Source organism: Thermophagus sp. OGC60D27 (assembly GCF_052400625.1).
In the GTDB taxonomy this organism is placed as follows: domain Bacteria; phylum Bacteroidota; class Bacteroidia; order Bacteroidales; family Marinilabiliaceae; genus Thermophagus.
The window spans coordinates 378,283-393,357 of the sequence record NZ_JBQTGH010000001.1; the positions used below are offsets into that span (position 1 = coordinate 378,283).

Sequence of the window (15,075 nt, forward strand, 5' to 3'; positions counted from 1 at the left end):
CAAACGAGTACAATGGCGGATCATCGGTATTCGAAAGGGTTCAGAACAAAACAGCAGATAAGAGTGTTAAGATGTTGTGCAACCCATTTGGGGGTTTGCCGCAACATTTAATTGAAGGCATCCAGGAGGCAAGACAACCATTTGGAAAGGCTACCTACCACGAGAATTAATCAGTCATCGCCCCCAAAGGATAAACTACCACAAAAACTAAAAAACCATGCTAAAAACAGCCATCCTATTCGGATCGTCCGTAGGCAACACCCGATTTGTTGCCGAAAAGTTACATGCCATCCTGCCTGAAGCGGATCTTATTTCGGCTGAAAGCGCCAAAGCAAAGGACTTGAAAGATTATGACTTTTACATCCTTGGCACTTCCACCTGGGGAGTAGGCCAGTTGCAGGATGACTTTGAAACATTTGTTGAAGACTTCCTAACCTTGGATTTAGCCCCCAAGACCATCGCCCTTTTTGGATTAGGAGACCAACAGACTTACCCCGACACTTTTTGCGATGGGATGGGAAAACTATATGAATTATTGGCGCCCAAAGGTCCACGTTTTATTGGTCAGTGGCCGGACGATGATTACGACTTTAGTGAATCACGCGCTTTCAAAGATGGGATGTTTGTAGGCCTACCCCTGGATGAAGACAATGAGCCGGACCTGACCGATGGCAGAATAGCTGAATGGAGCCACCAATTGATGAAAGAGTTACAAGCATAGGGTTTGCAGGGGCTGATTTTAAAAAGGTGTTTATTCAAGATTTTTGTTGGCGGGGTAATTCCCTATTATTTATTCCGGCACCTTAAGTCGGTCAAGGTCTTCCTTCTCAAAAAGAGTGGGATAATCTTCCATAAACTGATCCATCACTACCCTCATCACCGATTCACGCATAAAACGGGCCTTATTTTTCACTTTGTATCGTTTACAATACACTTCAAAGGCCTCCAGTTCTTTATCGTTCAAAAGAAAAGTAGCTTTATGCTTACGTTTTAAAGCATCTTCACGGTTGAAATTCTTTTTGACAGCAGCTTTGCCGTTTTTGGACATATCCGAAGTATCTTTATTTACGGCACAAAAATAAATAAAAATTAATGAATTACACAGAAGCATTTTTGAATCCTAAAACCGCCAATTCCCGGCCCCTGAAAGAACAATATCAACCACTTTAGACGGCAACATTTAACAATGATGGCTAAGACATCCTTTAGCGCAAAGGATTCAAAAGAGGGTTTCATACATTCGGCCACCCCTTAATTCTCAATACAAAGCAATTAAGACCGCCCCCTTAATTGAACAACACTGCGACCTCCTTGAATCCGACACCGGTCCATCGACCTATACCGCCTTCGATATTGGTTTCAATAGTATTTCCGTTAAAAGCAAAAGGATTTTCATGGTTGGCACGATCCGCAAAGAGACTTTCAAGGACCCGGTACGAAGCGGAATCGATGGTTCCCACAATCAATTTAAGGGTATCTCGGCGGTCGTATTCAAATTGTTCATACATCCCGTAAAAAGTCGATTCGGCATCTCTAAGATACAAACCAAATTCGGAGGTTCTTAATAGGCGGTGCCAGACAGGGCCCGATTGCGAAGCTTTCACCAAAGACACAGGGTTGAAGGAAGGATGAAAGTTTTCTTCCGCATAGCTACTTTTCACCCTCGTAAACAAATAGAGGCTTTCCCGATCGGGAGCATCAATGGCAAATTCCCAAAAACCGGTGGTGTCGCTGATCTCGACGAATCTGGTTCCCACGATTTCAACAGCCGGCGGAATGGTTGTTTCGGCCTTAAGTATCTGTCCCATCCCTTCAACCTTAATCTGATATTGCACCCCTTCCTCCCCTTTGATGTGAACGCTCTTATAAACATATGGAGGAAAAAAACTGTTTTCGCGGAAAAGGGTCAGTACTTCCTCCTCGCCCAAGGAAGAAGATAGCGTGATTTTGGCATAATTCAAAAAAGATGCCCGAATAGAGACCGAATCATAATGTGTTAGAAACGGGGAACTCATCGTTAAAAAAACATGGGCTGGCTGTCCCGTTTCGATGTAGCCGTCCACCACCATTTTTTGCTGATAAGCCGGTTGCTCCAACTCCACCTCCTTTCGGCAGGATAATATGGTTATGGAAATCAATGCGATCGGCAGCAAAAACTTTGTCACATTAAAGATTACAGGATGTCTTCTTAGTTTTAGAATATGTAATGGTAATACCATAAAAGATGTTAAAATTTAAATTTCCAGCTCAGCGATGGCATAATCGGGAAAAGTGAAATTTGCCTGGCCTGAATATCAATATCGTAATTACTATTCCCTTTGGATACCTTGTAGAACAAAAAATAGGGGTTAGCCCTATTGTAGACATTGATCACGGAAAAATCGAGCACCGACTCTTTAAACGTGTCACTATTCAGTTTTAAGGATGCCGAAAGATCGAGACGATGATAGGGCGGCAAACGAAAATTATTAAAACTATCATAATCATTCATAATGGTTCCCATCATCCACATTCTTCCGGAAGGCAGATTCATGGATATCCCCGTTGCATAAGTCCAGTTGGCCGAACATGACCATTTTCCGGAGAGGTTACCGGTAACCAGAACCGTTAGATCATGAGTGCGATCAAATTTATCATTGAACCATACCCCATCAAAAATATCGTTGAAGGAACGCTCGGATTTTGACATGGTATAATTGAGTGCTCCCGTTATGGGCCCGGCTTTCTTGCGAAGCGACCACTCCAATCCGTAGGCTCTTCCCCTCCCTTTATAGAAATGATCTTCAAAGTTCATCTCTTCTCCATCGATATTGACATTAAAAATCAACTGATTTCGCATCAATCGAGCAAAAGCACCGACCCTCCAATCATAAGACGTTGACACCCTCTCATATTCTACCGACCATTGATGCCCTATCTGTGGTTTCAGCCGGGGTGAAGCCATCATCCACAAATCATTGGGGAGAGGCATAGAACTTAGTGCCGCCAAATGGCGTAACTGAACCGACCTCGTCCAGGCAATTTTACAGGTACTACTCTTCCCGGGAGAATAAGACACCGACAGGGAGGAACTCCAAAGCCAGTCATGATCGATTGTTTCGCCAGCCCCTACATCTGTGAAATCAACATCACCATTGTACTGATAAGGTCCCAAAGATGCATAATAATACCCTCTGATGCCCGCATAAAGGCTGATCTTAGGCAACAGATGAAAGTTATCTTCCAGAAACCAGGACACTTCATAATTCCGGTAGATATCCTTGCGTTGGGTGGTATCGTCCGTTATCACCAAGAAAAGTTTCTGAGGCATCGTTTTATACCAGGCACCTTCGGCCCCGTACCTTATAAGATGTGATCGGTATTCATTCAACATCTCGGCGCTTAAAGAGAGCTTTTGGTGTCGGCTGGTGAAGTCCAAATCATTCTGAATGATTTCACCTGTAAAATCAGACCATGCAGAGGTATAATCGGCGGATATTTTCAGGGAACCATCCACTCCCATTCGTTTGCGCCATTGCAAGGCCACAGCATTATTTCCATAGTTGGTACCGGCGTCATAATCCACATCATCGTTGTCAATCACAAAATCATCGACGCCCACATACCAGCTTAATACAAATTGTGATCCTGGGTGGGGCTGAAATACCATTCTTCCGTTAAAATCATAAAACCAGTAAAAACTTTGGTCAAAATAGTTGTCATCTTCCTTCAGGAAAAGAGAGGAAGCTTCCCGGTAAACTTCCAAATAACTGCGTCGTGCACCTGCAGTGATCCCAAACTTTCCATTTCTGCTTTGCAGGGAAAGCGTAAGATTGGATGCAATATTGCCGATGGCCCCCTTTACACCTTGATCTCCCGAAATCGGATCATCAGAAGTCACCAATATAGAAGAAGAAAGACCGCTGCGAACGGAGACAGGAGAATGCCCTTTGAAAACTTCTACGCCCCGGGTAATTAGTGGATTAAAAACAGAATAAACCCCCATCAGATGAACGGGATTCAAAAGCTCCATGCCGTCAAGCAAAACCCTGTTCTGTCCGGGACTTCCCCCTCTTACAAAAACACCTCCAATGCCTTCACTCACCGACTGAATTCCCGGCAATTGTCGAAGCGCCCCTACCACATCGGCTTCGCCCAACAAGGAAGGAAGTAAAAGAATGTCCTTTGATTTAATAGAACCAGTGGAAGGAAGTACAGGATTGATGGCCGTTTCGCGACGTCCTCGCACTTCCACCTCTCTGGCAACAACATCTCTTTGGTTCAGGTAAATAAAAACTGAATCTTTATCATTTTCCACCAGAGAAAGCCGTTGGGTATCATAGGTTGCATGACTAATAATCAACACCTCATTTTTGTCAAAACAGATTTCAAATGCGCCGGAACTATCGGTGATGGTTCCCTTCCCCGAACGCGTTGCCCAAATATGCACATCAGACACCGGCTCCCCTGAGTCGGCCTCCCTTACCCATCCCCTGACACAATGGTTTTGCGCAACGGTCTCTAAGACCGTTACTAACAAGGACAAACACAAAATCGGGATTTTTAGATTCATTATAAAAACCAAAAATGTATTCCTACCAATTATTGCCATAAAAAAAGGAGACCATGATCCCGTCACGATCTCCAATATTCTATCACATAATTAAAAATCTATTCTTGGGATAACCCGTAACTGGCTTCAATTTCATTGATCAGTTCTTTCGCCTCCTGAATAAATTCTGCAAAGTTAGTTTCGGAGAAGAAAGAATCATCCATATACGAACCATCACCAAATTTCATTCTCATATCCATATCCCAGAAGGCCGCTCCATATTCTGTATATTCATATGCATAAAACTCGGCCGCGGCAATAATCTCATTGGTATCGTTGTATTTTATAAAAAGTTCAACGTTATCATTCAGGACGTCAGCAAACGTTTCAAAATATTGCTGCTCAGATTCCACATTCTCAAACTGATCGCCCGAATTGGTAAGTCCTTCCCAATCGGCAACACCCTGTAACTTTAAGTTATCAACAGCCACCCAAACATTGGATGATTCAATGAAATCCTGGCTATAAATCAGTCCCTCCGAATCGACCTCCGAATTCTCCAGGAAAACATCATAGTTAAAGCTTCCATTATTTTCAAAATGACAGGAGATAATATTTGCATCCTCAAAGGTGAATGACTGCTCTAAAACAATTTTGGAATTGCTTCTGCTCACGGACGTGGTGATCATGTATTGGCCGACAGAATAGGTTTCTATCATCGAAACGGGGATGTCATCCTCATCATATTCGGCCTCCAATTCAAACGCCAAAAGTTGATTACCATCCACTGAAAGAGTAATGGTAACAGATTCGAGCAGATCTTCAGAAATACTCTGAGCGACATCCGGATTATCGGCTTTAAAACTTTTAAAGTTAGTCACCGAAACTGTTGCATTATTGACGTCACTACCTTCGGTGGGAAAATGATAAGTGATTTCATCTGTAGATTCTTCCTTGTCCCATGATTGGGTTTCAGGATTATAAGTATAAATTCCGGATTCATCTATAAATAATTGTGCCAAAGACGACTGCTCAGAAGCTGAACTCTTTAGGGTAAAAGGAGTACCTCCTGCCTCCTGAAGATCGGCAACTGGCTTCAAAACTGTCATAACACCTGATTCATCATGGTTCGTTGCCTGAAGCAAATCGATAAAATCCACGACCACGTGAATGGCATCCAAATCCTTAAAATCATTGAGCTGCCCAATCACATTCAAACCACTTTCTTCAATTTTTTGTTTATGCTGCTCTGCTGTCAATTCACTGAACGTTTCAGCGTTTTTGTCATCATCCTTACATCCGGTAATGAAGGCCAGAGCCAGCATCACGACCAAAAAATTCTTCTGTTTCATAAATCAGTTTTTTAAAATAGACGATATACTAGCAATTTATACGCAACAACCCTGCATTTGTTGTGGTCTAAATTAAGATTTGTCTCCCCTTCATTGCCCTGCGAAGGCCAAATTCAATCATTTTATAATCGGGAATTCATAATTATCAGCTATTTATATTTGCTACACGGAAGTAGTAAATATTAGGGACATAGCTCCTTCTAACACGCCGATTATCATCAGTCCTAAAGATTCATTTTCACGATCAATTCAGACTTTCATCTCCACTGTCAAGAGGATAGGAAAAATATTGGCAATGGTAAACCCCAAAATACCGTACTTTACAAAACCAAAAGTTTTCCTCTGCCAAAGATTAAACGAGTTAAAGCATTCACTGCATTCAAAATGTTAGTTTTAAATTGGTCACTAATTTGTAATTATCCATTTCAGAATCAAAACGGCCATCAGAAACTTAGCACCACTTTTACAGGAAAATGATCGGAAGGGGTTCGAGCATTGTATTTAATTAAAGAAACTTCTTTGGGAAAATTAGAAGACTTTTCTATTTTATTGCTAGAATCTTTAGCCCTGTATGTATCCGTAAGAACCCCATAGCGCTCAACCTTGAATAATGGACTAACAAACACATGGTCAATTCGGCTGTCCGTCTTCCTATCAGTCTTAAAATCATTAAAGGTTCCATTTAATGCATATCTTATTTCAGCCACCACATAGGCATCGTTCAAAAGTTCCGAGCCTTCTAACACTTCATAATTAGGACTATTCTGGTCTACATTAAAATCACCGGTAAGAATCACTGGATTATTCGCACACATTTGTTTTATTTTCTTCAATACGAGTTTTGCGCTGTTCTTTCTTGCTTCTACACCAACATGATCCATATGCAGATTAAAAAAGAAAAATTCAAAACCACTTTGAATGTTTTTGAATCTGGCCCAGGTGCATATCCTAGGCAAAGCTGCATCCCACCCCTTATTAGGATAATCAGTATTATCAGATAACCAAAAATGACCGGACTTCAAAACCTTAAATTTATTTTTTTTGTAAAAAATCGGAGCATATTCCCCCTTGGTTTTGCCATCATCTCTTCCAACGCCAACATATCCATACCCAGGAAGACTTTCAAGCAAGTCATGAAGTTGGCCATGCAACACTTCTTGTGCCCCAAAAAGTTCAAAATCATGAAATCGTATTAAACTGCAAATAACAGGGCAACGCTTTCCCCAACCATTTCCTTCAAGAGAATCTCTTGTATTTTGATAACGCACATTAAAAGTGGCCACTGTTAACTCTTCTGCAGTCGCATTTGGACATACTATAAGTTTAAACGCCAATAAAAACAAAAAAACTCGTTTCATCTTATTCTATTTAATATTCTCACAAATTGATTCCCAACAAACTGACTAAAGCAATAAAACCTAACTCCCCAATTGAAAAGAGTCTCTCTTTCCTGATCAAAAATCAAGAAAAGAGAGACAATTTAAGAAATTATGCTTCATTCTAAATCATAAAGTTTCCAATAATTATTTACCTTCCACCTGTATAATATTCATCAACATTATTGAATTTCAAGTATCCCCGAATAATCAAGACAGGCAGGAAGAACTCGAATCACTTTTTGTTTTCTTTCGTATAAAATTTTCTTAAGCTGTTGATCGAAAGAAACTCGCATGGCTTGCCTTAACTTAATTTTATACCTGTTCTTTTTCGGCAAGCTTTATTTTGCGCATTTTATTTTCTTTCATCACAATCCATCGGGAATGCGAGTTTCATTTGAAAATGAATAAGGAAAATCCCTTTTCTTTGTACCTCTTTTGGTATTGGGATCTGCACTCATCCTGTAATTAATTTCGGCTCCCTTCATAAGATCTTCATGCCTAAGAAAGTTTTTGGAGTATTTCTTTCCGTTTAACTCCATTTGTTCAATATACCTATTTTCTTTAGAATTACTATTTGCCCTAATTTTGATTTCTTTTCCGTTTTCCAATTCAATAGTTACAGATTTAAACAAAGGAGATCCAAGAACATATTCATTACTTCCAGGACAAACCGGATAAAACCCCATGGCTGAAAAAACGTACCAAGCAGAAGTTTGACCGTTGTCTTCATCCCCGCAATAACCATCCGGAGCTGCAGAATAAAGCTTATCCATAATTTCCCTAGTCCAAAATTGGGCTTTCCAAGGTTCTCCACCATAATTATAAAGATAAACCATGTGTTGAATAGGTTGATTCCCATGCGCATATTGCCCCATATCCATCACCTGCATCTCCCTCATTTCATGAATCATAGATCGACTTTTCATCCCTTTGGCCCCGGGAATTATAAAGACAGAATCGAGCATCGAAACAAATTCTTCCTTACCTCCCATCAAGTTGATCAACCCTTGCGGATCATGAAATACAGACCAGGAATAATGCCAACTATTACCCTCTGTAAAATCTCTGCTCCAATCAGCTGGTTCAAATGAGTCGGAAAAGGAACCATCGCTGGACCGACCTGCCATTAATTTATGTTTTGGATTATAAAGATTTTTGTAATTCAATGCACGTTGGGCATAAATATTAATCTCATTCTCTGGTTTATTTAAGGCTTTTCCCAAACGATAAATAGCCCAGTCGTCATAAGCGTATTCCAAAGTACGGGCAACATTTTGATTGACTCCAACATCATTGGGAATATATCCATATTTATTATAAAATTCGTATCCAGCCCTTCCCGATGCCGACACTTTAGGGTGGACGTTATTGGCACCGTTTTTCAGGGCTTCCCATAAAGTTTGGATATCGTAGCCACGCAAACCTTTTAAATAGGCATCGGCGACTACTGAAGCCGAATTGTTACCCACCATAATATTTCTATGGCCGGGACTGGCCCATTCAGGCAAAAACCCACTCTCTTTATAGGCGTTGACCAAGCCTTCTTGCATTTTTATATTTTCGGAAGGATACAGAAAGTTTAAGAATGGGAACAAACTGCGAAATGTGTCCCAAAAGCCAGTATCGGTAAACATATATCCCGGCAAAACCTGTCCATTATAGGGACTATAATGGATTACGTTTCCATTGGCATCTATTTCAGACAAATTTCGAGGAAACAAAACGGTACGATATAAACAGGAATAAAAGGTACGAAGGTTATCAACATTATCATCTTCCACCTTAATTTTACCCAACACTTCGTTCCACCTCTCTTTTCCACGAGTAACAATTGCATCAAAATCGTCGTTACCCAATTCTTTTAAGTTAATCATCGCCTGCTCCTCACTAATAAATGAGGAAGCTACTCGAGCATGCACCTTTTCGTTTTTTTGCGTGGAAAAACCAATGATAGCCCCTGCATGATTACCATCAAACTCGGTTTCTCTTTCCTTGATTTTCCCATCTTTTACCACTGCAAAATAGGAAAAAGGCTTATCAAATAGAATAACAAACCAATTTCTGAAATTGTCCGGGACTCCTCCACTGTTCCGAGTGGTATAACCAACAATTTTATTCTCCTCCGGCACAATTTTAATAAATGATCCCCTATCGAAGGCATCGGCTATAATATAAGAATTCTCACTATCGGGAAAAGAAAACCGAAACATGGCGGCCCGTTCAGTTGGAGTAATTTCAGTTGTGACATCAAAGTCGGCTAAATAAACCTTGTAATAATAAGGTTTGGCGATCTCTGCTTTATGAGAAAACCAGCTGGCTCTTTCATCCTCATGAAAAACTGCCTTCCCTGTAACCGGCATAATGGCGAACTGCCCATAATCGTTCATCCAGGGACTAGGTTGATGAGTCTGTTTAAAGCCTCTGATTTTGTCAGCAGTATAAGTGTACATCCAACCGTCTCCCATTTTTCCGGTTTGGGGAGACCAAAAATTCATCCCCCACGGAAGAGCAATGGCAGGATAAGTATTGCCGGTGGAAAGTTCGTATTTCGATTGTGTTCCCACTAGGGTACTAACATAACTAACTGGGGCAAAAGATTGTGCGTTTGCATTCCATAAACAAACAAGAAAGAGGAATACAGTTAAATATCTAACTTTTATTATCATAATCAATAAATTAATTCACTTTCAAAAAACACAATTTGGAGATACTGGGAATACAATAAATTAGGGATTTTCATTTTTATGCGATTTCTGAATTTATGCGACAAAAATTAATCGCTGTCCCGATAATTGGCATTTCACATTTGATGGAATCAAGCCAGAAATACAACCTAATTATCAGGACAGCAACAGGTAAAGACAAGGGGAACATTATAGTCTCTTTTGAAAAAGAGAATAATAAAATTCAGTAATTAATAAGTTTTACGACATTTCGAAAAACAACAACCCCTAGGCCAATAATCATTCAAGCATCTTAATAAAATAACCTCCTACTACTGATCTGGCCTGAAATCCCACTTTCTTGGCATTGGTCGTCATATACCAATCCGACATTGGGACACGATCGGGGGTTTCGGTAATAAACCGATGCAATGGCACAATTAAATTTTGGAAATCCTCCTGACTGTCGGCTAAAGTAGCTGTCCAGACGATCCAATCAGCTTTGGTATAATCTCTTCTGTTATCCAGCGGCAATCCAAAAGCGTTTTGTCTGGTCAGATAGTATTTTATTTCCTTTTGAGCCACCTCATCGGGGAAAACAGTCAGATTAAGCAGCTTATCCCACACCAGATTGTATTTCTGACTCCAAGTACCTGGTTTATCAAAAGTGAGCCGGTAATGATCCCCGTCATCAGCCATTTTCATCCATGCTTTAGCCATCAACTTAGCTTGAGAAGTATAATGTTGGGCCAGTTCATCCTTATTAAGCATATCAGCCAGGCGACCGTAACAGGCTAGTGCCATAATTGCCTTTATAGACAGATTGGCATTGTGAGCAAAATGACCTGCAAAATCATCTGTACAAAGTTGATTTTCGGGATCGAGTCCATTTTCCAATAAATATTCAGCCCAAGTCGTTAAAACGTCCCAATGCTTACCTGCGTATTCGGCATTCCCTTCTTGATGAGCAATGGCAGCAGTCAAAATAATCATATTTCCACACTCTTCCACCGGCATATCACCGCCGTAGGTTTGCCCATTAGCCTTGGGATAAGTCCCTACATCATGAGCAGCAAATGGTTTATTCCACTTACCACTTTCAGAATAATAGAAAATGGGATTAAGCATTCCTTTAAGCAATTCCGGATTGTATTTTAAAAACAGCGGGGCAGATGGATAAGTAACATCTACCGTTCCTATGGAACCATTGCTGAAGTTTTCTTTGGATAAGAAGAGAATTGTGCCGTCCGAAGCCTTCACCAATTTATGGGCAGCGACCGACTGTCGGTAGGCCAAAACACAAAGGTCGGCATATATTTTACCTCCTGCATCTACGGCATCTTTCCACAACTTCTTGTCGAATTCCGAACATGCGTCCATTACAGAATGGTATTCTTCTTTTGCCGTGGAAAGCATCTCATTCATAGTAATATTATCCTTACGCCAATAGGGTGGGAGATTTTCACCAAAATATTGAATGGATTTTATATCATCATATCCCAACATTATAAATCCGGACGAAGGCGTTGAAGAAATCTCACCAAAATCTTTAGATATACTCAACAGAGGCATCGATTTAGTCATTTTTCCTTTATGCGCTTCGATTCCATCACTGACCACACCATGATCCACGAAATTTTTCCGTCCAATCACTGAATTAAATATAGTGGCAGAAGTATGTTCATTTTGTTCGGCAGCCAAATAAAAATAGCCCCAGTCAATCCTAAGATCATCCCCTTTCTTTTCTAGAACCGGTTGTTCGGTAGTTCCTGTTTTCAAATAAACGAGTCCATCCATATTTCCGGAAGACACTTCTATTTCCTGAACTTCATTATTCACAGCCCACTGAGGGGTGGCATCAAAATAGATCTGTACATCATGTGAAGCCCCATCGTTTGACGAGACACTGTAATTGACATAATTTACTGGTCTGGCCAACAGATCCAAATCATTGGGAAGCAACGGTGAAACAAACTGAACATCTAAATTTACAGGCCCACAAGTGAAATTATAATTGGTTTTGGTAGCCGATATTTTCACATAATTTTGAACAGCAGCTCTATTAAAGAAATGGAATGAGTTATCAATGGTAAACAGACCGAAATCAACATATCCTCCACCTGTCCGATTGTGACAATGAACCGCAATCACATTCTTCCCGTCCTTATCCAATAATTTTGAGTCTATTTTCAGAGTCACATCATTCTTCCATTCATAACCTGTTTCGACAAGTTTGTGACCATTTAAATACAATTCAAAAATATCATCATGGCTATAACAAAGATAAACGGTCTTGTCATCGAAGTCAGGCAAAAAAAATTCTCTTCGAATCCAAATATCTTTTGTTTCCCAACTTGTTGACAAGGAGGGCATATGCGGTGTTCCGAAAGCTCCCTTTCCTAATTTCCAATTACGATCATCGAAATCCACCTGTGTCCAACCTTTCCTGGGCTCGTTCAATAAATATTTTCCTTCCCAAGCTTCTTCCTTGGCCATAGGGACCAGCGTCACCTTATATGTCTCTTCTTTACCTAAGAAACGATACACTTCGCCGTCAACTCTTACTGCCCCAACTAAACCATGAATTTCTCCGGTCCAATGGCGCACCTGATCGTTAAATAACGAATCGGTATGAGACCAGGCACTCATATAGGGATCAATAGTTACCAGTGGATAGGCCGGAGCCCTCAGCTCGGTAAACCCTGCCCTATTATCTCCACTAGAATTTTGACAGGAAGAAAAAACACTTCCAATAGCTAATAAACCCAACAAGAAACAAAACATTCTATTAATTCTTAACATAAATAATACTTTTTCGATTAATTAAAACAAATTAAAATGCATTCCAAAAATTCATATATTATCCATTAATTACCTTAGGAACAAGAAACTGACAAAATTCATTTCGCTATAGGAATCGCACTTAGTCGCAATCTTGCCGCACCCATAGGAATCAGCTCCACCTCTTCCGTGGGTTGATCAGTAAATACCGGGCTCTCAGGCAACTCACCACAGAGTCCGTGTTTATCGATAGTCCAACCAGGGATTTTTTTTGCCCAGGCCTTTATCGAAATGGGTACATTGTCCAGAGTAAAAGGAAAATTATCTTTTGGCCAATCCTTTTTTTCTACATAGAAAGATTGAGAAGGATTGTTTTCATCCAACACAAATCCATAGTTCCAATCAGATTCCGGTAAAATGGTCCAAGATGGCCATTTCGATTTATCGACCCCTGATTGCCATCTGGAGTCACCGATAGCTGTCTGGTCACTTGGTTTCTCAATATATTTTTCCTCAATCTTCAAAGAGAAAGTTAAGGGTCCATAGTTAACACTGATGCTATTTTTATTTTTTTCCCATTGCTGCACGGAAACCTCCATCGGCAGATTTAGAAGGATTCTATCTCCATTATTCCATTTTCTTTCAATACGAACGATTTTTCCGGGCTCAGGGGTTACTTTTATTTTTTTCCCGTTCAATTCAACAGATGCCCCTGAGCACCATTGAGGGATCCGGAGATAAAGCGGAAACCTGACAGCCTTTTTCATAGAAAGACGCATCAACACATCCTCTTCAAAAGGATATTTTGTTATTTCATGAAAAATAACCTCTGAACCCTCTCCTACCAATATTTTTGCTTCACTGGCAGCATACAATGCGGCAAAAGCACCATTGTCGGGGGTGGCCATCCATAAATTTTCTGCATAATAGGGCCACCCCTGTCCATGATTATGCTGACAACATCTACTGCTAAATGGATTCATCATAAAGAAAGGTCCCGAATTCATAATTCCAGGACTATGATTTTGCTCATCACAAACCACCATATTAGGAGCCGTAAAATAACGTAATGCTTTCATATCTTTTGTCAAAGATGCGGGATACATATTGAAAGCTACATTTTCTGTATGATCGGCCCAAAAAGGATCCCCAGTGATTCGAAGCAAATGTTCATCAGAATTCATTTGTTCAACCAAACCACAAGTTTCGATGGCCTGATGAGGATCGTAATATCCAGGACGCGCGACTTCATCAGCGCCGAACATACCGCCGGGCACTTGTCCAAAAAATTGACGAATAATATTAAAAACATCATATGATGCTTTCAAATCTGTCGAATCTTTTGATAATTGAAAGTATTGAGCTGGCTCTCTAAACCCCTGAGCAACATTAACATTATGCCAATCCGGAAGCAAATTATACCATTCAGGATTATTTTTTTTCGGATGATTGCCTGCTTTGTGAGTATGATGACGCGATGTCCAACTAGGCATACAACGATGTATCTTTTGGGCAAGATCGATTAAAAATTTTTCTCCTGTTCTGTTGTATAGCCAGAATACAGAATAAAGATTATCTCCACCTCTCAAGCCTTCCCAATAGCCTTTCAAAAATTCCTTATCAGGGATAGACAATTGAAATTTGAAAAACCTGACCATCAAATCAATAACTCGTTGATCTTTTGAATATTCATAATAGGACTGCAGACAGTATAGCATAACCATATTACCCCAGAAATTTCGATTACCATTTGAAAAATGTTTTGGACCAAAATCTCCATTCGGGCGTTGACTATTCAGCACACCTTCAATCCATACGGCAGATTTCCCTATCATAGCTGAATCCCCTAACAAATAACCCAAATCTCCAAAACCTTTCAACCAATAAGGCACCTCTTCCCAGCCCCAGGCACCTTCCCCCGTCTTTGAAAGCCAGGCATTATCATTTTTTTGAAGCCAAGCACTAATATCATCTAAGTGACCATTCAATCCGTCTCTTTGGCGATTCAAACACTCAAGCAACCATCCTTGAGGTTTTATTGATCCCACAGGCAACTTAATAAAAGCAGAAGGAATTAGAGGATACCTATTACTAACATAATTGATATTTTTAATCAGGGAATCTGGTCGATCTACCACAGAAACCTTGAAAGACTTACCACTTGCCGAAAAAACATTGAAAGAAAAAATGACGAATAGAAACAACAATAATTTTTCCATATACAGTTTAAATTATTTCCTCTGTTAAACCATGAATTCATTTCATAAAAACAATTCGAAGACCCAACAACGTCATATCTTGCAATCCAGTCCCAGATAATGATGATGTCAGGTCTTTTATCTAATCTAATTTGCTTTTATTGAGCGAAG

The 15,075-nt window shown here is 40.2% G+C and carries 9 protein-coding genes; 1 reads left to right on the forward strand and 8 read right to left on the reverse strand.

The window, feature by feature from the left end:
- Positions 1-217 precede the first annotated feature (217 nt).
- Entirely contained in the window at positions 218-721 is a 504-nt protein-coding gene (locus ACT29H_RS01440; RefSeq protein ID WP_444819811.1) for a flavodoxin, read from the forward strand.
- 69 nt (positions 722-790) lie between these two features.
- Here ACT29H_RS01440 and ACT29H_RS01445 read toward each other — a convergent pair whose 3' ends face one another.
- The 8 genes from ACT29H_RS01445 to ACT29H_RS01480 form a co-directional block, all read right to left on the reverse strand.
- Positions 791-1,048 (reverse strand): hypothetical protein, encoded by a 258-nt coding sequence (locus ACT29H_RS01445; RefSeq protein ID WP_444819812.1) that lies wholly within the window; start codon positions 1,046-1,048, stop codon positions 791-793.
- Positions 1,049-1,286: 238 nt separating this feature from the next.
- Positions 1,287-2,219 (reverse strand): DUF4249 family protein, encoded by a 933-nt coding sequence (locus ACT29H_RS01450; protein WP_444819813.1) that lies wholly within the window; start codon positions 2,217-2,219, stop codon positions 1,287-1,289.
- An 8-nt stretch (positions 2,220-2,227) separates the two neighbouring features.
- Positions 2,228-4,525 carry a TonB-dependent receptor gene (locus tag ACT29H_RS01455; RefSeq protein WP_444819814.1) on the reverse strand — a complete coding sequence of 766 codons (2,298 nt, stop codon included), beginning with the start codon at positions 4,523-4,525 and terminating at the stop codon, positions 2,228-2,230.
- Between the two features lie 125 nt (positions 4,526-4,650).
- A complete protein-coding gene (locus tag ACT29H_RS01460; RefSeq protein WP_444819815.1) occupies positions 4,651-5,883 on the reverse strand; it encodes a hypothetical protein in 1,233 nt (410 codons plus the stop codon).
- A gap of 443 nt (positions 5,884-6,326) precedes the next feature.
- Entirely contained in the window at positions 6,327-7,241 is a 915-nt protein-coding gene (locus ACT29H_RS01465; protein ID WP_444819816.1) for an endonuclease/exonuclease/phosphatase family protein, read from the reverse strand.
- Positions 7,242-7,627: 386 nt separating this feature from the next.
- Positions 7,628-9,928 (reverse strand): GH92 family glycosyl hydrolase, encoded by a 2,301-nt coding sequence (locus ACT29H_RS01470; protein ID WP_444819817.1) that lies wholly within the window; start codon positions 9,926-9,928, stop codon positions 7,628-7,630.
- A 297-nt stretch (positions 9,929-10,225) separates the two neighbouring features.
- Positions 10,226-12,727, reverse strand: coding sequence for a glutaminase domain-containing protein (locus ACT29H_RS01475; RefSeq protein WP_444819818.1), 2,502 nt, complete (start codon positions 12,725-12,727; stop codon positions 10,226-10,228).
- Between the two features lie 98 nt (positions 12,728-12,825).
- A complete protein-coding gene (locus ACT29H_RS01480) occupies positions 12,826-14,925 on the reverse strand; it encodes a beta-L-arabinofuranosidase domain-containing protein (RefSeq protein ID WP_444819819.1) in 2,100 nt (699 codons plus the stop codon).
- Positions 14,926-15,075: the final 150 nt, after the last annotated feature.